General features: G+C 50.6%; 21 protein-coding genes. 11 read left to right on the top strand and 10 right to left on the bottom strand.

The window, feature by feature from the left end; translation table 11 throughout:
- Positions 1-70 precede the first annotated feature (70 nt).
- Both rhaA and rhaB read right to left on the bottom strand, forming a co-directional pair.
- Positions 71-1,330: an L-rhamnose isomerase gene (gene rhaA, locus HV314_RS24495; RefSeq protein ID WP_019077926.1), complete on the bottom strand. Its 1,260-nt coding sequence runs from the start codon at positions 1,328-1,330 to the stop codon at positions 71-73.
- On the bottom strand, positions 1,327-2,796 hold the full coding sequence (gene rhaB / locus HV314_RS24490; protein WP_181546923.1) for a rhamnulokinase: 1,470 nt from the start codon (positions 2,794-2,796) through the stop codon (positions 1,327-1,329). Before rhaB ends, rhaA begins: the two co-directional genes overlap by 4 nt.
- 300 nt (positions 2,797-3,096) lie before the next feature.
- Between rhaB and rhaS the strand changes: the two genes are divergently transcribed.
- Both rhaS and rhaR read left to right on the top strand, forming a co-directional pair.
- Positions 3,097-3,945, top strand: coding sequence for an HTH-type transcriptional activator RhaS (rhaS, locus tag HV314_RS24485; RefSeq protein ID WP_016157890.1), 849 nt, complete (start codon positions 3,097-3,099; stop codon positions 3,943-3,945).
- A 105-nt stretch (positions 3,946-4,050) separates the two neighbouring features.
- Positions 4,051-4,890 (top strand): HTH-type transcriptional activator RhaR, encoded by an 840-nt coding sequence (rhaR, locus tag HV314_RS24480; protein WP_094761767.1) that lies wholly within the window; start codon positions 4,051-4,053, stop codon positions 4,888-4,890.
- A 122-nt stretch (positions 4,891-5,012) separates the two neighbouring features.
- On the opposite strand, the gene HV314_RS27470 is transcribed toward rhaR, so the two are convergent.
- The gene (locus HV314_RS27470) at positions 5,013-5,234 is read right to left on the bottom strand and encodes a hypothetical protein (RefSeq protein WP_326928836.1); all 222 of its coding nucleotides are present in this window, start codon (positions 5,232-5,234) and stop codon (positions 5,013-5,015) included.
- Positions 5,216-6,196 (bottom strand): IS5-like element ISKpn26 family transposase, encoded by a 981-nt coding sequence (locus tag HV314_RS24475; protein ID WP_000019441.1) that lies wholly within the window; start codon positions 6,194-6,196, stop codon positions 5,216-5,218. The genes HV314_RS27470 and HV314_RS24475 overlap by 19 nt, the downstream gene beginning before the upstream one ends.
- 99 nt (positions 6,197-6,295) lie before the next feature.
- On the opposite strand from HV314_RS24475, the gene HV314_RS24470 reads away from it, so the two are divergent.
- Positions 6,296-6,985, top strand: coding sequence for a hypothetical protein (locus HV314_RS24470; protein WP_233592944.1), 690 nt, complete (start codon positions 6,296-6,298; stop codon positions 6,983-6,985).
- Between the two features lie 187 nt (positions 6,986-7,172).
- Positions 7,173-7,652 (top strand): Hcp family type VI secretion system effector, encoded by a 480-nt coding sequence (locus HV314_RS24465; protein ID WP_114683749.1) that lies wholly within the window; start codon positions 7,173-7,175, stop codon positions 7,650-7,652.
- A 103-nt stretch (positions 7,653-7,755) separates the two neighbouring features.
- Here HV314_RS24465 and rhaT read toward each other — a convergent pair whose 3' ends face one another.
- Together rhaT and HV314_RS24455 are read right to left on the bottom strand one after the other, a co-directional pair.
- The gene (rhaT, locus tag HV314_RS24460; protein ID WP_016157897.1) at positions 7,756-8,790 is read right to left on the bottom strand and encodes an L-rhamnose/proton symporter RhaT; all 1,035 of its coding nucleotides are present in this window, start codon (positions 8,788-8,790) and stop codon (positions 7,756-7,758) included.
- A gap of 201 nt (positions 8,791-8,991) precedes the next feature.
- Entirely contained in the window at positions 8,992-10,413 is a 1,422-nt protein-coding gene (locus tag HV314_RS24455) for an L-fucose/L-arabinose isomerase family protein (protein WP_181546921.1), read from the bottom strand.
- A gap of 255 nt (positions 10,414-10,668) precedes the next feature.
- Between HV314_RS24455 and sodA the strand changes: the two genes are divergently transcribed.
- Together sodA and kdgT are read left to right on the top strand one after the other, a co-directional pair.
- Positions 10,669-11,289 (top strand): superoxide dismutase [Mn], encoded by a 621-nt coding sequence (gene sodA, locus HV314_RS24450; protein ID WP_016155203.1) that lies wholly within the window; start codon positions 10,669-10,671, stop codon positions 11,287-11,289.
- Positions 11,290-11,523: 234 nt separating this feature from the next.
- Positions 11,524-12,507, top strand: coding sequence for a 2-keto-3-deoxygluconate transporter (gene kdgT, locus HV314_RS24445; RefSeq protein ID WP_016155204.1), 984 nt, complete (start codon positions 11,524-11,526; stop codon positions 12,505-12,507).
- A gap of 41 nt (positions 12,508-12,548) precedes the next feature.
- Here kdgT and HV314_RS24440 read toward each other — a convergent pair whose 3' ends face one another.
- Complete coding sequence (locus HV314_RS24440; protein WP_016155205.1) at positions 12,549-13,445, bottom strand: dihydrodipicolinate synthase family protein; 897 nt, start codon at positions 13,443-13,445, stop codon at positions 12,549-12,551.
- A gap of 152 nt (positions 13,446-13,597) precedes the next feature.
- Between HV314_RS24440 and yiiM the strand changes: the two genes are divergently transcribed.
- From yiiM to HV314_RS24420, 4 genes are all read left to right on the top strand, one after another.
- The gene (gene yiiM, locus HV314_RS24435) at positions 13,598-14,272 is read left to right on the top strand and encodes a 6-hydroxyaminopurine reductase (RefSeq protein ID WP_181546919.1); all 675 of its coding nucleotides are present in this window, start codon (positions 13,598-13,600) and stop codon (positions 14,270-14,272) included.
- A gap of 229 nt (positions 14,273-14,501) precedes the next feature.
- Complete coding sequence (locus HV314_RS24430) at positions 14,502-15,206, top strand: GntR family transcriptional regulator (protein WP_181546917.1); 705 nt, start codon at positions 14,502-14,504, stop codon at positions 15,204-15,206.
- A gap of 8 nt (positions 15,207-15,214) precedes the next feature.
- Positions 15,215-16,171, top strand: coding sequence for a sugar phosphate isomerase/epimerase family protein (locus tag HV314_RS24425; RefSeq protein WP_016155208.1), 957 nt, complete (start codon positions 15,215-15,217; stop codon positions 16,169-16,171).
- A gap of 118 nt (positions 16,172-16,289) precedes the next feature.
- Positions 16,290-17,540, top strand: coding sequence for an MFS transporter (locus HV314_RS24420; protein WP_181548129.1), 1,251 nt, complete (start codon positions 16,290-16,292; stop codon positions 17,538-17,540).
- A 40-nt stretch (positions 17,541-17,580) separates the two neighbouring features.
- Here HV314_RS24420 and cpxA read toward each other — a convergent pair whose 3' ends face one another.
- Both cpxA and cpxR read right to left on the bottom strand, forming a co-directional pair.
- A complete protein-coding gene (cpxA, locus tag HV314_RS24415; RefSeq protein ID WP_137351783.1) occupies positions 17,581-18,954 on the bottom strand; it encodes an envelope stress sensor histidine kinase CpxA in 1,374 nt (457 codons plus the stop codon).
- Complete coding sequence (cpxR, locus tag HV314_RS24410) at positions 18,951-19,649, bottom strand: envelope stress response regulator transcription factor CpxR (protein ID WP_006686193.1); 699 nt, start codon at positions 19,647-19,649, stop codon at positions 18,951-18,953. Before cpxR ends, cpxA begins: the two co-directional genes overlap by 4 nt.
- A 150-nt stretch (positions 19,650-19,799) precedes the next feature.
- Between cpxR and cpxP the strand changes: the two genes are divergently transcribed.
- The gene (gene cpxP, locus HV314_RS24405) at positions 19,800-20,300 is read left to right on the top strand and encodes a cell-envelope stress modulator CpxP (RefSeq protein ID WP_016155211.1); all 501 of its coding nucleotides are present in this window, start codon (positions 19,800-19,802) and stop codon (positions 20,298-20,300) included.
- 176 nt (positions 20,301-20,476) lie between these two features.
- Here cpxP and HV314_RS24400 read toward each other — a convergent pair whose 3' ends face one another.
- Positions 20,477-21,457, bottom strand: a complete 981-nt coding sequence (locus HV314_RS24400) for a phage integrase (RefSeq protein ID WP_023276977.1) — start codon at positions 21,455-21,457, stop codon at positions 20,477-20,479.
- Between the last annotated feature and the right edge of the window lie 58 nt (positions 21,458-21,515).

The raw sequence follows: 21,515 nt of genomic DNA, 5'->3' as shown, positions 1-21,515 counted from the left end.
CTTCGTGTTTCATTAATTGCCGGATAGCGACGTGGGGCGTCTTATCCGGCCTGTAAGCCTGGTGTCACGGTTAGCTACGTTTGCTCAAAATCTCTTTCTCATAGGCGCGCACGCTGTCCAGCCACTGGCTTCCTGCTGGCGTGTCGTGACGCTGGCAATACATCTCCCAGACGGCCTGCCACGGCAGCGATTTTTGCTCTTCCAGCAGGGCCAGACGAGCGGTGTAGTCGCCGCTGGCTTCAAGCTGACGCAGTTGCTCGGTCGGTTCTAACAGCGCGCGCAGCAGGGCTTTTTTCATATTGCGGGTGCCGATAACCCACGCGGCGATGCGGTTAATAGAGGCGTCGAAGAAGTCGAGGCCGATGTGTACGCGGTCAAACAGGTTGTGGCGTACGATCTCGCTGGCAATCGCCTGCGTTTCGTCATCCAGCAGCACCACGTGATCGCTGTCCCAGCGCACCGGACGGCTGACGTGCAGCAGCAGACGCGGTACGTACAGCATGGCGGCGGAGATTTTGTCGGAAATCACTTCAGTCGGATGGAAGTGACCCGCATCCAGGCACAGCGCGGTCTGACGGCTGGTGGCGTAACCCATATAGAACTCGTTGGAGCCCACGGTGTAGCTTTCGGCGCCGATGCCAAACAGCTTGCTCTCGACGGCGTCGATATGGTGCGCCGGGTCGAGTTTTTCGCTGATCACTTCATCCAGTGCTTCAAGCAGACGTTGGCGCGGCGCTAACCGGTCAACGGTAATGTCTTTCATGCCATCCGGGATCCAGATATTCATCACTGACGGCGTACCCAACTGCTCGCCAAAATACGCTGAGACGCGACGGCTGGCTTTGCAGTGGTCAATCCAAAACTGGCGAATGGTGTCATCGGCGTGGGCCAGCGTGAAGCCGTCGGCGCTCAGCGGGTGAGAGAAGCAGGATGGGTTGAAATCCAGCCCTAACTGGTTTGCTTTCGCCCACTCAACCCAGTTTTTAAAATGTTCAGGTTTGATTTGGTCGCGGGCAACCGGCGTATCGGACTCCAGATAGATCGCGTGCAAATTCAGACGCTTTGGACCCGGGATCAGGCTCAGTGCCTGCTCCAGATCGGCGCGCAGTTCGGTGGCGTTACGCGCTTTGCCCGGATAGTTGCCGGTAGCCTGAATACCGCCTGTGAGCGAGCCTTCCGGATTCTCGAAACCGGCGACATCATCGCCCTGCCAGCAGTGCATGGAGACCGGCAGACGATCGAGCTGGCGTAAGGCCGCCTCGACATCAATGCCTACCGCGGCGAAACGCAGTTTTGCCAGTTCCCAGGCTTGTTCAAGTTGAGTGGTCATGCGCAAAGCTCCTTTGTCTGTCGTAGTGATGGAAACTGCGCCAGGTAGCGGGCAATTTCACTTTCAGGATTTGGAATGAAGGTGGTCAGGTCGTAGTTGGCACGCACCACCTGACGGAAATCATCGACGTTGTTAAGCTCGTCCAGCGTCATCAACTGGATGCCAATATTGCCGAGCGTGGAGGCCTCAATCGGCCCGGACATCACGCGAATACCGCAGGCATCCGCGCACAGCTGGTTCAGTAGGGCGTTCTGGCAGCCGCCGCCAACGATGTGCAGTTGGCTAAATGCTGCACCACGCAGTTGTGCCAGTTCTTGCAGAATGTCAGCGTATAGCAATGCCAGGCTGTCGAAGATACAGCGCGCCAGTTCGGCGTTTTGCTGGGGAACGGGTTGACCCGATTCACGACAGGCCGCCTGAATTTCCGCGCTCATATCGTCGGGGTTGATAAAGCGATCGTCATTCGGGTTAATCAGGAATTGGCAGGCCGGCAGCGCTTGCGTTTGGGCAATAAGCGTTTGCAGGTCGGTAATCTGGCGCTCTTTTAAAACGCGCTGGAGCAGCCACAGTCCCATGATGTTTTTCAGTACGCGGTAGCGCCCTTCCGCGCCCCCTTCGTTGGTGATGTTCGCCGCCAGCGCCGCATCGTTGGTATACGGCGTTCTGCTCTCAAAGCCCATCAGCGACCAGGTACCGGAAGAGAGATACGCACTATTTTTATCGGCCAGCGGTGAAGCGATGACCGCGCTGGCGGTGTCGTGACTGGCGACGGCCACAACCGGAATTTGGTTTTTCTGCGGGCAAATCCAGTGACCAATGACGTTCCCCGGATGCGTCGGGCGACCAAACCAGGCTTTGTCTGCCCCGGTCCACGCCAGCAGCGTGTCATCCCAGTCGTCGGTGTTGATATTGACTAACTGGGTGGTGGTGGCGTTGGTGTATTCCCAGTTCAATTTGCCGGTCAGGCGAAAGCTGAAGTAGTCGGGGATCAGCAGAGCATGTGCCACCTGCGCAAGCAGTTCTGGCTGCTGTTCAACCAGCGCACGTAGCTGATACAAGGTGTTAAACGGCAGAAACTGAATGCCGCTACGGCGGTAGATTTCACCTTTACCTGGCTGCGCCATCGCCTGTGACATAATGCCGGTCGTGCGGCTGTCACGGTAAGAGACCGGCAGACCAACACGTTGGCCGGCGTTATCGATCAATACGTAATCCACGCCCCAGGTATCAATGCCAATGCTGTCTATCCGAATGCCTTCATCACAGACTTTTTTCAGGCCAAGGCGAATATCGTTTTCCAGGCTGTCGATGTCCCAGGTGTCAAAACCGTCCGTTTTTTGCAGACAGTTAACGAAGCGGTGGATTTCACGCAGCGTCAGGGTGCGGTGTTTACTGTCGTAACGTGCGAGCATTACGCGCCCACTGGATGCGCCGAGATCGACAGCGACACAATGGCGAAAAGTCATGGCGAGGTCCTTCTGAGTTTTATTGCACTCAGTCTAAGAACCCCGAATAAAGCGTACCTTCTTGACAGTGACAGCCCCAATTAGCGGCTGGCAACATGGCAAAGGTGAACGTGATGTTGTTCACAGTTTCCACTAATAGCGCGGATTTTGGCGGATGTGACGCCTTCCGCATTTCCCGATCTTTCCCGCCATTTCTTGAAGAATTAACCGTGTTTACGCACTTTGGCGTCAAAAAATTAAGGTGAGGGTAGGAACCCTTAATTACTATTCAGCCATATTCGTTAATCAGGGGGAGCCGTCATGACCGTACTGCATTGCGTGGATTTTTTTCCGACAGGTAAAGCGCCTGTGGCTATTGAACCGCGGCTTCCTCAGCCCGCGTTTCCTGAACATCATCATGATTTTCATGAAATTGTGGTGGTCGAACATGGAACGGGGATCCATGTGTTCAACGGACAGCCTTACACCATCAGCGGCGGTACTGTGTGTTTCGTCCGCGATCATGACAGGCATTTATATGAACATACTGACAATCTGTGTCTGACCAATGTGTTGTATCGCTCTCCGGATGCGTTTCAATTTCTGGCCGGGCTGAATCAGCTTTTGCCTCAGGAACAAAATGGGCAGTATCCCTCCCACTGGCGCGTAAACCAGGGCGTACTGCAGCAGGTTCGTCACCTGGTGGGGCAGATGGAGACGCTCGGCGAGGAGATGGATACGCCCACGGCGGCAAATCGCGAGATCCTGTTTATGCAGTTGCTGGTACTGCTGCGTAAAAGCAGCCTGATGGAAGCGGCGACCGATAACGATGCGCGGCTTAACCTTTTGATGGCATGGCTGGAGGATAACTTTGCCGAAGAGGTGTGTTGGGAGGCGCTGGCCGAGAAGTTTTCGCTCTCTTTACGCACTCTGCATCGCCAGCTTAAACAGCAAACAGGATTGACGCCGCAGCGCTACCTTAACCGTCTGCGACTGATTAAAGCCAGACATCTGCTCCGCCACAGTGATGACAGCGTGACTGATATCGCTTATCTCTGCGGTTTCGGTGACAGTAACCACTTTTCGACGCTTTTTCGCCGTGAGTTCGAGTGGTCGCCACGCGATATTCGTCAGGGGCGTGACCTTATAGCGGGAAGCAGCCTTCAGTAACGCGAAAGCTATCAACGTTTTTTACCGTCCGTTTGCTGATAATCATACCCTTTCATGCCGGATAAGCGCAGCGCATCCGGCAAGCGTACAGGTTGAGGTGATGTGATGGCGAATCATCTGGTTCTTTTGAAATCAGACTTTTTTGCGCATGAGCAGCAGGCTGTCGCCGTGGCCGATCGTTATCCGCAGGATGTCTTTGCTGAGCATACCCACGAGTTTTGCGAGCTGGTTCTGGTCTGGCGCGGCAATGGTCTGCATGTCCTTAACGATCGTCCGTACCGGATAACCCGTGGCGATCTGTTTTATATTCGCGCCGAAGATAAACACTCCTACACCTCCGTTAACGACCTTGTGTTGCAAAATATCATCTACTGCCCGGAGCGGTTAACGCTGAATGTTGACTGGCAAGGGGCGATCCCCGGATTTGACGGTACGCCGAGGCAGCCGCACTGGCGACTTGGCAGCGTTGGCATGACCCAGGCCAGACAGGTGATAAGCCAGCTTGAGCATGAAAGTAATCAGCGCGATGCGCAGGCCTTTACCATGGCTGAGCTGCTGTTTGGTCAACTGGTAACTCACCTTAAACGTCATCGTTATGCCACGGATACGCTCCCGGCGACGTCAAGTGAAACGCTGCTGGATAAACTGATCACCGCGTTAGCCGGTAGCCATGAGCATGCGTTCGAACTGGATACATTTTGCGAGCGTGAACGGTGCAGCGAACGCGTTTTGCGCCAGCAGTTTCGCAGCCAGACCGGGATGACTATCAACCAGTATCAGCGCCAGGTGCGGGTGTGCCATGCACAGTATCTGCTCAAGCATAGTCGGTTGATGATTAGTGAGATTTCCATGCGCTGCGGCTTTGAGGATAGTAACTACTTTTCGGTGGTATTCACGCGCGAAACCGGGATGACGCCGAGCCAGTGGCGTCATCTGGCTGAGTGAGGAATCATAATAATGTCGCATATTAGGGTGATAAAACCTGACAGCGAATACTCCCATAAAATAAAATCTCCACGATGGTTTATTGCTGTAAATAAAGAGTGAAATAGGAATAACGCCCATTATCATGGGGGGCATGAACGTATATTATAATTTATCATCATAAATGACTGAGAGCTAAGGAAGGTGCGAATAAGCAGGTCATTTCTTCCCAAGCTGACTCGCTGATTAAAATTTCGCGGATCTGGGCCGATTTTTTTCCCGCAAACACATCGAATCAGCCTATTTAGGCTATTTTTTCCACCATTTCTGGCGTTATTTCCGGTTTTTACTGAGATCTCTCCCACTGACGTATCATTTGGTCCACCCGAAACAGGTTGGCCAGGGTGAATAACATCGCCAGTTGGTTATCGTTTTTCAGCAGCCCCTTGTATCTGGCTTTCACGAAGCCGAACTGCCGCTTGATGATGCGAAACGGGTGCTCCACCTTGGCACGGATGCTGGCTTTCATGTATTCGATGTTGATGGCCGTTTTGTTCTTGCGCGGATGCTGCTTCAAGGTTTTTACCTTGCCGGGACGCTCGGCGATCAGCCAGTCCACATCCACCTCGGCCAGCTCCTCGCGCTGTGGCGCTCCTTGGTAGCCGGCATCGGCTGAGACAAATTGCTCCTCTCCATGAAGCAGATTACCCAGCTGATTGAGGTCATGCTCGTTGGCCGCGGTGGTGACTAGGCTGTGGGTCAGGCCACTCTTGGCATCGACACCAATGTGGGCCTTCATGCCAAAGTGCCACTGATTGCCTTTCTTGGTCTGATGCATCTCCGGATCGCGTTGCTGCTCTTTGTTCTTGGTAGAGCTGGGTGCCTCAATGATGGTGGCATCCACCAAAGTGCCTTGGGTCATCATGACGCCTGCTTCGGCCAGCCAGCGATTGATGGTCTTGAACAATTGACGGGCCAGTTGATGCTGCTCGAGCAGGTGGCGGAAATTCATGATGGTGGTGCGATCCGGCAGGGCGCTATCCAGGGATAATCGGGCAAACAGGCGCATGGAGGCGATTTCGTACAGGGCATCTTCCATGGCACCGTCGCTCAGGTTGTACCAATGCTGCATGCAGTGAATACGCAGCATGGTCTCCAGCGGATAGGGCCGTCGGCCATTGCCCGCCTTGGGATAAAACGGCTCGATGACAGCGGTCATATTCTGCCATGGCAGAATCTGCTCCATGCGGGAGAGGAAAATCTCTTTTCGGGTCTGACGGCGCTTAGTGCTGAATTCACTATCGGCGAAGGTGAGTTGATGGCTCATGATGTCCCTCTGGGATGCGCTCCGGATGAATATGATGATCTCATATCAGGAACTTGTTCGCACCTTCCCTAAGTAATGCAGGCGTCTGACTATTTAAGGATGAAGTTTCAAAATGATAGACGGCTGGCTCTAACCACTCAGAATGCTGTTGGTGGAGTTTTTCAATCAGCCAGAGGTGTCGCTTCAGATATATATTCTGGTATTGAGCGAGCTAGTTGGTATTCATCATGTTTCATACCTCAATACAATGATATTTGTCAGGAGTTAAAATCTGAAGAAATAAGGATGCTCTATTCCATTGAGTCAATATATAGATATCGTGATGTAATTACATATATGCTTTATTTGTACTTCATAACAATAAGTGATGATGTTGATGAAGGTAATCCCGAAGGCTCGGCTCGTCAATTTATCAGAAAAATGTCCGCACTGGCTACTCATATGAATATTGCGGGAGGGACTCGGTATGCTTTTGCTTCCGCGGCTTCTATTGCGTTGTCTCAGTCTGGCTTCATGTCGAAAATCATCGTTGAGCGTTTATCTGCAAAACTGCCGCAAGCGGTATTTTTGCTGCAATTTTTCGGAGTTCAACAAAAGTGCGCTCTTGCTGCGCGGCAGCTAAAAGGAATTGATCCAGATTATTATTGGGCTTTATATCAGGCAAAGCTTGAAATGCTCTATTATTTTGTTGAACCAGCTATTTCCAATATGATTAGTAGAGTAAAGTCAAAGCGCTTCTCAAATCTTGATAATTTAGCGGATTTTTTGCAGAGGGATTTTGGTGTTTAATAGTTTGATCACACTTTTATTAGAAAGTGTAGTGTTTCCAGCGCTGGTAATAGGCTTTGGTCTGTTATGGCTTCATCTATTTCCTGAATATTGTCTTTTACTGACATTAATAACGATTATTGTTTTGTTGTGGCTTTTCCCCCGGTTGACTTCACTATTCACTAGGTTTAAATAAAAGGAGTAGTTCATGTCTAATCCAGCTTATTTGTGGCTAACCGATGAGAATGGTTCTCCTATGCCCGGCTCATGTCAGGTCGTAGGTCGCGTTGGAGCTATTGAAATAAAGTCACTAACTCATAACGTCAATATTCCGGTTGATAGTAATACAGGGCGGCTGACCGGTACGCGAATTCATGCGCCCATCATGTTTCAAAAAGAATTCGACCGAGTTACACCTTTTTTGTACAGGGCCTTAAGTACCGGAGCTACGCTTAAATCCGCGATGATTAAAATGTACTCAATTAATGAAGCAGGGATGGAAAAGGAGTATTTCAACATAACCCTTCACAACGTGAAGCTCACTTCAATCACTCCTGATTTATATCCTGGCGCAGCAACAGGCACACATCTTGAGACTGTTCTGCTGCGCTACGAGAAAATTACCTGGAAACATTGTGACGGTAATATCATTTATACCGATGAATGGAATCAACGTACAACCTATTAAGTCAGCGTTTGGGCAACGTGAAAATAGGTGTGAGGCATTATTTACTAATGATGGGTACTGAGATGACGCCAGCGCAGTGGCGTCATCTCAGTACCCAACATGATTAGCTTGCCATTCCCAGACCAACAATGTTTGCCGCGACAATGATCACTACGCAGCCAAGACTTAGCACGCTGACCGGACGTCTCCCTGCATTGCTCCACTCTTTCATGATCAGGCCCACAATACCGCCGCACAGGACGTAGAAGCTCATGTGCAGCATCCAGCTCATGTAGTCATACTGTGCTGGAATTTTGGCATGGCCCCAGGCGTAAAAGAAGAACTGGAGATACCACATCAGGCCAGCAAGCGCCGAAAACAGGATATTGCTGATAATCAGCGGTTTTGCTAAAGAGAAATCGGCCTTTACTGACAGGTTTTTCATTTTTGCCAGACGAATGAAGCAGTATCCCAGATTGATCACCGCACCACCGCCCATGATGACTACGTAGCTTGGCAGGGCGACATACAGCGGATCGATACCGAGTGTTGCAGCGGCTTCGTGCATTGGTTTAGCCGCATCCATGGCAAAGGACATCCCCGCGGAGAAAAAGCCGCACATCACCGCCAGTATCAGACCTTTTTTCAGATTGAACTCTTCGGCTTTGATGCCCATCTTGCGCTCTTTTAACTGTCCGGCGCGGGTGACAATCGCCACTCCGATCAGGGCGACCAGCACGCCGAGCAGGGTCATACGTCCGCCTGGTGTGCCAATGAGCACGTCAAATTTACCGGCAATGATTGGCGTCATTAAGGTACCAACAATTAGCGTAATGCCGATAGCGATCCCGATCCCCATCGACATACCGAGATAGCGCATAGTCAGGCCATAGTTGATATTACCAATCCCCCACATGGCACCGAATAAAAATACCGGCAGCAGGGTGGACGCACTGAATGAACTGTAATAGGCCCAGAAGTCCGGCAGAAGGATCGCGCTGACGAGCCAGGGAAGGATCAGCCATGAAACAAAACCACCTATAGACCACATGGTTTCCCAGGACCAGTGTTGTACCTTTTTAAAAGGGGCATAGAAACAAGCGGCACTAGCGGCACCGATTAGATGCCATATTATCCCCATCGTAATTGCGTTACCCATTCTGTTTCCTTTTGAGTTATCGATTTGGCAGGATGAAAACACCCGTTTTGATGTTCAAAAGTCTAAAGAGTGAGCAATAGATTAACCTTCAGCATGCTGCCGTGTGATCAGTAATGCTGGCAAAATTCAGGGGATGAAAGGGATATTGATCACAAATGCGGCTCCGCCCCTCTTTTTTGAGAAGGGCGGAAATATAGAGGATTAGCAAATTCTTACTGCCTGAATACCCAGTAGCCAGGCGAGTTTTTCCAGTGCCTCGCCATGGTGTCCCAGGCCAATGCTGCAATGATGAGCTGGGCCGCCCATGCACCATTGCGTGGTGAACTCGCGAGCTGATAACGGGAAGCGATAGCGGCTATTGGTGTTGCCAATATCCAGGACTTCACCTGGCACAGCTTCACCTTCGGCATACTGTAAACGCACCCCGTTTTCGGCATCTTCAATTACCGAAAGAAAGGTCACCGGACCTGATTTTACGGTCATCTGGATAGATACACCTTTACCGGGTTTACCATGATAAACCGGCAGCGGCACCAGACTCACCGGACCATCCGCCATCAGCGGGTGTGCCGGACCGTCATGTCCCCACAAAACAGCATCATCATTAAATTCAATGCCATATGGTTCTGAGAATGAACCGCCAGCCCCCAGAAGTTGCTGAATTTTCATCGCCAGCACATTTTTGATTTCATATTCTCCCGCTACGGGAATACCACGGTGGGTAAGCAGCGTGTTGCCGAGAATGATTGAGGTGATGATGTTCTCGTAAGCGTTGGCGTTACGGCCTTCATAGTAATAGGCTAGTGCACCGAGTTTATTCTGGGCAATCAGTTTATCCATGGCGCAGGCAGTGGTGAGTGCGCGGTTGAGCTCTGCAGGTTCGCATGCCGCATCCAACTGAAGTACACGGTGCATTTCCTGTCGTTTGGCATTGAGGTCTGCCTCGCTGACCTGCTCGCGATATTCCGCCAACTCACACATTTCCAATGGCTTAAAGCGTACGCCCATTTTGGCGGACAAGTTCGTCATATTGCTGTAAACGTCTACCATGCCGTCATAATAGTGCCCGAGGACGCCGACCTGACAATTTGCCAGCATTTGACGAGCGTTAAGTGCCTGTAGCCACTGCGCCGTTTGTTGCCAGACATACTCATCGCCCTGTAATGCGCCAACAATCAACTGAAAGCGAATATTCGCACGGTTAAACACGTTTGCCAGTTCGGGGGCGCTGCAGGCCTGACAGTGCGCCAGCCACTCTCCAGTACGACCTCCCCGATCGGGAATTTGACGGATTGTTGAATAAGGCAGCCCTGGCTCTGGCTGTAGGGCCAGAATAACGACCGGTTTATTGATACTCTGCACAAGCGGTAGCACCGTTGAGCTGAGCGCGTAGGTGCTGATGTAAAGACAGACAGCATCGACCGGCTGTTGCTGCAACCGTCTGATAAGGGCATCGGCTTTATCGACGTTATCAATCAGGCCGCCATTAATCACGCTGGCTTGTTGCGCCGTCAGGCGCTCATCAATTGATTGCAGATAGCCCTGAAGACGTGACTCCAGGCCTGTAAATTGGGGCCAGTATGTGTCGAGGCCGATACCAAAAAGGGCGATGTTGACAGACATAGCAATATTTCCTTGTGAGATAATTTTCAGACTATGTCGTGCTTTATCTCCCATGTCCTTCATGTCGCTGCCTATTTTCTACTCAGATTGGCAAAATCAGCCTGATTTTCCCAGTGATGCTCACACTTTTACCTCATAATAGCCATGTAAAAAGTACGACATTGATAATCATTTTCAATATCATTTAATTAACTATAATGACCCAACTGCTTACGCGGCGTTAACACTGGCCGCCCGACAATACTGGAGATGATTATGAGTTATACACTGCCATCCCTGCCGTACGCTTATGATGCCCTTGAACCGCACTTTGATAAGCAGACGATGGAAATCCACCATACCAAACACCACCAGGCTTACGTAAACAACGCGAACGCTGCGCTGGAAAGCTTGCCTGAATTCGCGAGCCTGCCTGTTGAAGAGCTGATCACCAAACTGGATCAACTGCCAGCAGACAAGAAAACCGTACTGCGTAACAACGCGGGCGGCCACGCTAACCACAGCCTGTTCTGGAAAGGTCTGAAAACCGGTACTACGCTGCAGGGCGACCTGAAAGCGGCTATCGAACGTGACTTCGGCTCCGTGGACAACTTCAAAGCTGAATTTGAAAAAGCTGCGGCAACCCGTTTTGGTTCCGGCTGGGCGTGGCTGGTTCTGAAAGGTGACAAACTGGCTGTTGTTTCCACTGCTAACCAGGATTCCCCGCTGATGGGTGAAGCTATCTCTGGCGCTTCCGGCTTCCCGATCGTGGGCCTGGACGTTTGGGAACACGCTTACTACCTGAAATTCCAGAACCGTCGCCCGGACTACATCAAAGAGTTCTGGAACGTGGTGAACTGGGACGAAGCTGCCGCGCGTTTCGCAGCGAAAAAATAAGTTCTACGCTTTGATAAGCCCCTGCAAGCGATGCTTGTGGGGGTTTTTTTGTGATCAAAATCAATATAAAAACAATGATCCATTTAAATTGAAACAAGGTTTTATTATGCGAGTGAGATCACTTTTATAGTCTCTATGAATGTCTATCTTCGTTTCATCAAGACGGGCGCATCTCATAAGCAAGATGCATCGCCCATAAAAATTGCCCCATTTTTATGTCTACAGGTGATGGAAATGCAGATCAAACGAACGATAGAGAAAATCCCAGGCGGCATGATGCTGGTGCCGCTTTTTTTGGGCGCGTTGTGTCACACCTTTTCCCCCGGCGCCGGGAAATACTTCGGCTCCTTTACCAACGGTATGATCACCGGTACGGTGCCTATTCTGGCGGTCTGGTTCTTTTGTATGGGGGCGTCGATCAAGCTAAGCGCCACCGGTACCGTGCTGCGTAAATCAGGCACGCTGGTCATAACCAAGATTCTGGTAGCGTGGGTGGTCGCGGCGATTGCTTCACGTATTCTGCCGGAACATGGTGTAGAAGTTGGTTTCTTCGCCGGGTTGTCTACGCTGGCGCTGGTGGCAGCCATGGATATGACCAACGGCGGGCTGTATGCCTCGATTATGCAGCAGTACGGCACCAAAGAAGAGGCCGGGGCGTTTGTCCTGATGTCGCTGGAGTCTGGCCCGCTGATGACTATGGTGATTCTGGGAACCGCCGGGATCGCTTCGTTTGAACCACACGTGTTTGTGGGGGCCGTATTACCGTTCCTGATTGGCTTTGCGCTGGGAAATCTGGACCCTGAGCTGCGGGAGTTCTTCAGCAAAGCGGTGCAGACGTTGATTCCTTTCTTTGCCTTCGCGCTTGGTAACACCATTGATTTGAGCGTGATTGCGCAGACCGGTGTACTGGGTATTTTGCTGGGCGTGGCGGTAATTATTATTACCGGTATTCCATTGATTATCGCCGATAAACTGATTGGCGGCGGCGATGGCACAGCGGGGATTGCGGCCTCCAGCTCAGCTGGTGCGGCGGTCGCTACGCCAGTGCTGATTGCTGAAATGGTTCCGGCATTTAAACCGATGGCGCCGGCAGCAACTTCCCTTGTCGCCACGTCGGTGATTGTGACCTCCATTCTGGTGCCGATTATCACTTCCATCTGGTCGAAAAGAGTTAAAGCCAGGGCGGCGGAAATTGATATTCGTAGCGCCGTGAAGTAAGCCTCTTTTGCCGGATGGTCTGTTCCATCCGGCTTAACGATTTACGCTTTGACGACAAATACCTCATCGATGGTCCGACACTCACCCTCGTTCAACTCTCCGCCGGCATTTCGTGACACGCCGGTGCAATAGCCAAACTTACGCGATACCACGGTTTTGATGGTGGTGACGAAATCTTCGCCGATGGCGTAGATGGACATGTAGGTGCCAATCTGGTCCTGAATGTCGCGAAGTGCTGTCAGGTCGCCCTGTTTAAATGCTTCCCGTGCGCTGACAAACAGTTCAGGCATGACGTTGTTTAATCCTGAAATCACCCCCGCGCCGCCTGCCAGCAGGTTAGGAATGTAGTATTCGTCATAGCCGGACAACACGGCAAAATCCTCCCGTACGGCGCGGGTGGTCTGGATCATACTGCGAGTATGGGACTGGCAGTCGACGGTATCTTTAATGCCTGCGAAGTTGGGGAACTCGGCGGCGAGGGTGGCAACCAGTTCGGGCGTTAAATCGCAGCCAGTGCGCGCCGGAAAGTTATAGGCAAACCATTTACCGCTGAGCTTCTGCCCCAACTGACGGAAGTAGCTCAGCAGCTGTTTTGCCGTTTGCCCATAGTAGTAAGGCGGCAGGATCATCACGGCATCGTAATCGGCGCGATACGCTTCCTGCGCCATCAACAGCACATCATTCTGGCAGGTGGATGAGACGTTGGCGACCATCTTCAGCGAGCTCATAGCGCGGGCCTCGCGGATCAGTAACAGCTTTTCTTCGAGCGTAAAGGAGGCAAATTCCCCGATGCTACCCATCAGCAAAATCACGTCGATTTTGGCCTCGGTAAGGCGTTTGAGATGCTGGCTCAGACCGTTAAGATCGATCTTGCCGTCATTATCCATTGGCGTAATGGAAGGACACCAGACGCCAGCAAATTGCGATTGACCAGTCACGTTGTTGACTCCTTATTTGAAATGATGTTTCAAAACCAGATTACATTGATAGCATGTGTCCCTAAGTTTCATGTGAACCGTGCTCTCATTTTGAGCGACTGGGGTAAAATAAATGTGGTGTAATGGGGGAAATTTATCGGGAGAGGGAACAGATGCGATATCCGGTCGATGTTTTTACAGGCAAGGTTCGGGACTACACGGGAAGCCGTCCCAGCGCGATTGCTAAGGTCCAGGTTGACGGCGAGCTGATGCTGACCGAACTGGGGCTGACGGGTGATGAACAGGCGGAAACGAAAATTCACGGTGGGCCGGATCGCGCGCTGTGCCACTATCCGCGTGAACACTATCAGAACTGGAGACAAGAGTTTCCGGAGCAGGCAGAGCTCTTTGTCGCGCCCGCGTTTGGCGAGAATCTCTCTACTGAGGGGCTAACGGAAGAGAATGTATTCATTGGCGACATTTTCCAGTGGGGAGATGCGCTGATTCAGGTCACGCAGCCGCGCTCGCCGTGCTTTAAGCTGAATTTCCATTTTGGCATCAGCGATATGGCTAGCCAGATGCAGGATGCAGGCAAGACGGGCTGGTTGTGCAGCGTCATCGCTCCAGGCCAGGTGTCGGCGGACGCGCCGTTGATCCTGGCTTCACGCGTCAGCGACGTCAGCGTGCGGGAGGCGATTGCCATTGCCTGGCATATGCCGTTTGATGACTCACAATATCACCGTTTACTCTCGGCTGCCGGGTTATCGAAAAGCTGGACCCGAACGATGCAAAAGCGTCGTTTAAGCGGCAAGATCGAAGACAATTCCCGACGTTTGTGGGGAAAATAAAGACATTCTGGCCATGCAATTAAATCAGGTGGTAACACCTGATTTGCCTCTCTCGTGGTTCTTATCTCTGCATGCTAAGGCAGGTTAAAAAAACCTGCCTGTCACGCCATGTTTTCAGTCCATTCTTGATACCTGGCCCACAAAAAGAAACTCTGCGTTGAAAAAAAACTTGAGTATTTCCTGCACTCAAATATCTTAGCTTTAAATTGGTTTAAACCAGATGAGTAAGATGAAAAAGAAAAACAATGTTGATGTGCTTAGAGAGCGCTTTGAAAGCTGGTTAAACGAGAATAATTTGCCAGCGGGCTCTAAATTGCCTTCGGAGAGAGAGTTATGTGAGTTGCTGGATGCGAAGCGCATGACCTTACGTCAGGTTCTGATTGAGCTTGAGATCGATGCGCGTATCTTCCGAAAGAACCGCAGTGGTTGGTTTATTTCATCGAAGCGATTTATTTATAATCCCAAATCACTTTCCAGCTTTAATGCTGAAGCCTGTGCTCAGGGGCGCAAGCCTTTTTGGGGTTATTTAACCAAAGAAACGACTGCGACGGTTCCGCACCATGTTGATGATGTTTTTCTCTCCTCCGGTGATCGCTATTTAGTTACCGGTTGGTGTGGTCTTGATTCGCATAAAGTGTTTTACCATGAGTCCTATATTGATGCTGATGTTGCGCCAGGATTCATTAACAAATTGGGCAATCAGTCTTTTGCCAGCGTCTGGGAAGATGCGTTTGGTCATGCTTTAAATATCAAAGAAATGATTTTTAAGCCGGTCAATATGCCAGAAGTGGCCTGCAAAGAGTTGGGCGTTGCGCCTAATACTTATGGAATTTTAGTAGAAAAACATCGGGCTACCCGAGATAAAAAAGTGGTTCAGGTTGATTTTGAATACTGGCGACTTGAATCAGTGGAACTTGTTATTCGTGATGAATGAGAAAAATAATGGGAAAATGCAACCAAGAACTTCTCGCTGAGCGTGCGAGAAATATACCACTGTACCTACATGCTTATGCCTTTCATCTGAATATGCGCTATGAGAGAGTCCTTCCGGGCGATCTTCTGGATATTGCGCATCAGCAACAATTAAAGGGAGTGAAAATACATGTTGAGGATGGTGAGTCCCAATCGCTGCAGAAACTAAACGATCGGCAGTTGCACGATTTTAAAGAAAAGGCCAAAAAATATAACCTCGATGTACATATTGAAACGAGCGCATCGGACAAGGCGACATTGACGGATGCGATCCGTATTGCTGTGGCAACTGGCGCAACTTCAGTACGTTTCTACCCGCGCTATGAAGGACATCTCAACGATGTCATGGCAAAGATTGCCAATGATATTGCGTGGTTGTCTCAGTATGACGATTGCGGACTAAGCTTTACTATCGAACAGCATGAAGATCTGCAAGGCCATGAACTGGTGACGCTGGTTAATAATAGTGGAATGAAGAATCTCTCTATTCTGTTTGATTTTGGCAACATGATTAACGCCAATGAGCAGCCGCTTTCTGCGTTAGAAGTCATGTCCCCTCTAATCACTCAGGTGCATATCAAAGACGCAAAAATTATTAAAGAAGGTAAAGGCTGGGGGCATGAGGCTTGTCGTTCAGGATACGGTGACTTACCAATGGAAGAGATGCTTAAGGCATTATTACTTTTAGGTGAGGATAAACCGCAAGTAAATGCTTTTGGTCTGGAAGAGGAAGTTGAATATTATGCTCCGGCATTTCGTTTTGATGATGAAGGTGATAATCCCTGGATCCCATGGCGCGATGCAAGCTATACGCCGCTGCCCGACAGTAACATGATTGATGCGCGACTGGCGCAGGAAAAAGAACATGCTCTTGCTCAAATAAAGTATATCCGTGATTTATGCGACAAGTTCACAAGTAATAAATAAACTTCTTTAAATATTATTAAATGCGAAAAGGGTTATGAAAATAACTCTCTTTATTTATTAGTTATATGATTTGATTTAAATATTTCTCTCAACAAGCAATGAGGGTTTAATTATGTTCATGAACAAATGGGCAAGGCTCTGTTTTTTAATTTTAGGCGGCGGCACAATATTCAAACTTTCAAGTATGAAAGACGTTTTCTATGTGCCAATGCAAAGTGACTGGGGTTTAACCAATACGCAAATTGGTTTAAGTTTTACTGTTTATACGATTGTTCAGACAACCGGGCTTTTTCTGTCGCTCTATATCGCAGACCGTTATTCCAAGAAAATATTATTACCATTTGGTCTGATCGGCGTTGGGCTATGCGGTTTATATTTGGCGACGCTACCGTCATTTACCGGTTATCTTATTTGCTTTGCCGCAATGGCGTTCTTTGCCGATGTGGTTTATTGGCCGGTGTTATTGAAAGCTGTGCGTCTGCTAGGTACGCAAGAAGAACAAGGGCGTATGTTTGGCTTTTTAGAAGCCGGACGTGGCGTGGTGGATGTTATCGTCGCTTCTGGCGCTCTGTTTGTTTTCGTCCAGTTTGGTGAAGGTAAAGCGGGGATGCAGGCTGGACTGCTGTTTTATACGCTAATTACGCTGGCTGCGGGCGTTCTCACTTACTTTATTGTCGATGATGACAAAGTGAAAGGCGGCGAGAAAACCAGTGCCAACATGGAAGTCTTAAAGGGTATCAAACATGTGTTGTCCTGCCCTAACGTCTGGCTGGCTTCTTTAGGGATTTTCTTCGTTTACGCCGCGTACTGTGGCCTGACTTACTTCATCCCATTCTTAAAAGATATCTACATGCTGCCGGTAGCGCTCGTCGGCGCGTACGGCATCATCAACCAGTATGCATTGAAAATGGTGGGAGGGCCGATTGGTGGGCTGCTGGCGGATAAGGTTGCTAAATCACCTACGGTTTACCTGAAGTGGACGTTTCTGATCTCTGCTGCTGCTATGGTTGTTTTTATGCTGTTGCCACATCAAACGATGAATGTGTATATCGGTATGGCGGCGACGCTTGGATTTGGGGCGATTATTTTCTCACAGCGCACCATTTTCTTTGCACCAATGGATGAGATTGGTACCCCGCGTGAATATGCCGGTTCGGCGATGGCATTTGGCTGTATCATCGGTTATATGCCCGCCATGTTTGCGTATACGTTATACGGTTATTTACTGGATACCAATAGCGGCATCACGGGCTATAACTATGTCTTTAGCGTGATGATTGCGTTCAGCTTAATGGGCTTTATCTGTTCGACCATTCTGGTGAAGCGGATTAAAAAGCAAAAGCTAGCGGCTGCGACTGTGGCAGCATAATGTGAGAACTTCCCCGGCATTACGTTACCGGGGAAGCCTGTTAAGCGCGTTTATACAGCGGCAACCAAATTACCAGCCGTAAACCACCCAGCGGGCTGTCTTCGGCTTTCACCCAGCCACGATGCTGTTGGATTGCGGTTTCAACTATCGCCAGACCCAGACCTGTTCCGCCAGACTCGCGATCGCGCGCCTCATCGGTACGATAGAACGGACGGAAAATCTGTTCTCGGTCTTCAGGGCTAACGCCCGGGCCATCGTCGTCGACAGTGATGGTAATCCCATCGATATCCACCGCGAAGCCAACTTCAATCTGCGTGTGTGAATAACGCAGGGCGTTGCGCACAATGTTTTCCAGCGCGCTTTCCAACGCATTTGGGTTGCCGTACAGCGACCACGGGCCCGGCGGGAAATTCACCGTGAGTGATTTACCCATCTGCTCGGCTTCAAAGGCGGCGTTATCCAGCACTTCGCCCCACAGCTGATTGGCTTTCACCGTTTCACTGACCAGCGCGTTTTTCTGCTGATTACGTGACATCACCAGCAGGTCGTTGATCATGCTGTCCAGCCGATGTGCTTCTGTTTCAATACGCTCCAGCTCTTTGCTTTCACCGCTACGACGGCGCAGCAGCGCGGTGCCCAACTGCAGACGCGTCAACGGCGTTCTCAACTCGTGGGAGATGTCCGACAGCAGGCGTTGCTGCGAGGTCATCATTCGCTCCAGCGCCGTCACCATCTGGTTAAAGCTGGCACCTGCCGCCAGAAATTCCTGCGGACCGGCTTCCAGTTCCGGATGCTGGCGCAGGTTGCCCTGGGCCACCTCATCCGCCGCGTTTTTCAACTTACGCGCCGGTTTCGCCAGACTCCAGGCAAGCCAGAGCAGTAGCGGAGAGCTGACTAACATGGTGACAATCAGCAACAACAGCGGTCGGTCGAACAACAGATTGATAAAGTCAGATTGTGAGCTGCTGGCAGGTCGAATGAGATACAGCTGGTAGTTATCTTCGCCGTCTCTGACGGAGAAAGGCCCGACCATCTCAACGCGACCGTATTTTTTCTTTTGCGGATGGTCGGCGTTATCGGCCTGACCAATAAAGTTACGAATGATCTGCATTTCGTTGCGTTCTGCGCCGATCACGCGTCCTTCCGTCGTAACAAGCAATAACCGCTGTCCTGGCGGCGCCCACTTGTCTATCGCCCGAAACAAGCGACGCCACCACATTAAATCGTTGGGTGGATCGTTCGCCAGTTCAGCTTCAACGTGTTGCTCAATCATCAACCCCTGGCGCTGCTCGCTGTCCAGTAGCTCGGTCATCTGGCGTGAATCAAGCTTGGGTAACATCAGTACCAACATCAACACCAGTGCCAGCGTCAACCAGAAGATGGCAAAGATGCGCGCGGTTAAGCTCCCTATCATGAAGCGGAGACCATCAGGTAGCCGCGACCGCGCAGGGTTTTAAACCACGGGTGTCCGTCTTTACGTTCTGGCAGCTTACGACGCAGGTTCGAGATATGCATGTCGATCGCGCGATCGAAAGGTGTCAGGCGTTTGCCCAGCACTTCCTGGCTCAGGTGTTCACGCGAAACCACCTGACCGAGATGCTGTGCCAGCAAATAGAGCAGGGTGAATTCGGTGCCGGTTAATTCCAGGGTTTGCCCGTCAAAGCTGGCTTCCTGGCGACCCGGATTAAGGCTTAACGCATCCACTTCCAGAGTCGGCGAACCGTTGTCGCTGTTCTGCTGCTGTTCGCTCCAGTGTGAGCGACGCAAAATAGCGCGGATGCGCGCGACCAGTTCACGGTCGTTAAACGGTTTGGGTAAATAGTCGTCCGCGCCCAGCTCAAGGCCAAGTACGCGATCCAATTCGCTGCCGCGAGCGGTCAGCATGATTACGGGTGTCTGGTGTGTCTGACGAAGTGCTTTCAGCGTATCAATGCCATTTTTCTTCGGCATCATGACGTCGAGCAAAAGTAAATCGATGCTGTCATCCAGAAGCTCAAGCGCCTGTTCCCCATCATAGGCAACCAGCACATCGAAACCTTCCATTTCGAGCAACTCCTTTAACAGGGAAGTCAGCTCTCGGTCATCATCAACTAACAGGATTTTATTCATTGTTTACGTACCTCCGAGGCAGAAATTACGTCATCAGGCGTCGCTAATCTATGACTTTACGTTGTTTTACACCCCCTGACGCATGTTTGCAGCCCGAATCGTAAACTGTCTCTCGTTGAATCGCGACAGAAAAGATTTTGGGAGCAAGTGATGGGCAAAGTTACCGCTGCCGTCATGGCCTCAACGCTGGCACTGAGTACTTTAAGCCATGCAGCTGAAGTCGTCACAGGCGATCACTGGCACCTGGGTGAAGGCTCCGCGCAACGCAGCGTTCAGAGCCACATGTTCGACGGTATCAGTTTAACCGAACATCAACGTCAACAGATGCGAGATTTAATGCAGCAGGCAAGACACGAACAGCCTCCTGTTAATGTTAGCGAAATGGAGACAATGCATCGCCTTGTCACCGCAGAGAAATTTGATGAACGCGCTGTGCGCGCTCAGGCAGAAAGAATGGCGCAAGAACAGGTTGCCCGCCAGGTTGAAATAGCCAAGGTTCGCAACCAGATGTATCGCCTGTTAACGCCCGAGCAGCAAGCGGTTTTAAATGAGAGACATGAACAACGAATGGAGCAACTGCGCGACGTAGCGCACTGGAAAAAAAGCTCATCGTTGAATTTATTGAGTAGTAGCAACTCACGTTCCCAGTAGTAACCCTGTTTTCCTTGCCATAGACACCATCCCTGTCTTCCCCCACATGATGTGGGGGTTTTTTTTATCAGGCACTTAGAAAAAATCCCTTATAAATCAATCCTCATTGCAACAGCCATAAGCAGTTACAAGAAGGATATAGCGCTACGGGTGTAGACAAGATGTAGACAACATTGTCACACCATCAGCCCGCCGCCAAGAGGGTTTAACGTTACTGCGTGTTGCAGGTAATCAGGTGCAAGGTGAGCATAAACCATCGTCTGTTGTATGCTGGCGTGCCCCAGAATTTGCTGTAACGCAATAATGTTCCCCCCGTTCATCATGAACCAGCTTGCGAACGTATGTCTAAGCACATGCGTGGCCTGCCCGCGTGGTAAGTCAGGCTTAACCAGCCTGAGCCGTTCGCAGAAGTTTTCATAGTCAACTTTGAACAGTGGCCCGGTGTCGCTGGTCTTGATCTCTTTCTCCAGTTCTTCCGATATCGGCACCGTGCGCTTTTTCCCATTTTTGGTCTTAAGGAACGTCACACGCCCGTGATTAACCTGCTCACCTCGCAGCGTGCTCCCTTCACCCCAGCGTGCGCCAGTGCTGAGGCATAGCAGTGCTACACGTCGATCGTCGCCGGTCAGAGTATCCAGCAATTTGCTGATCTCTGATTTGGCGAGATAAGTCATAGCTGGCGGCGCTTCTTTCAGTGGTTCCAGACCCTTACAGGGGTTTTCCTTTCTGAACTCTTCCAGCTTTATCAACGTGCTGAACATCCCGGACAAACGGTAAATATCCCGGTTGATCGTTGCTGCGCTGATACCGTCTTCCAGCCGTTGGCTTCGGTGCTGTGCAATCATTCGCTTGTTCAGTCGGTTAACGGCTGGATCACCAAGCGCCCTGATTGTTTTATTCAGGTGCCGCTTTTCAATCTCGCCATTTTCCTGAGTCTGTCCATATAGCAGCCACCAGGTATCTAACAACTCGCTTAAGGTGCGGCGGTCAACGCTCGCGCCCAGCCATTCTTTTTTGTCGGCGTTGGCTAATACATAACGCTCAAAAAGAACTGCCTCTTGTTTCTTCTCAAATCGCCTGCGGATACGTTTTCCGTTACGTCCGCGCGGCCATACGTCCACTTCATATTGACCACCTTCGAGCTTCTTAATCGACATAAGAAAGCCCTCCGGCGTTTATTTCCCCATCCTGATAACAGATAGTGAAAATGTAATG

The sequence above is a fragment of the Citrobacter sp. RHBSTW-00887 genome (genome assembly GCF_013728095.1).
Lineage (GTDB): Bacteria > Pseudomonadota > Gammaproteobacteria > Enterobacterales > Enterobacteriaceae > Citrobacter > Citrobacter braakii.
This window is presented reverse-complemented; position numbering and strand designations above follow the sequence as displayed.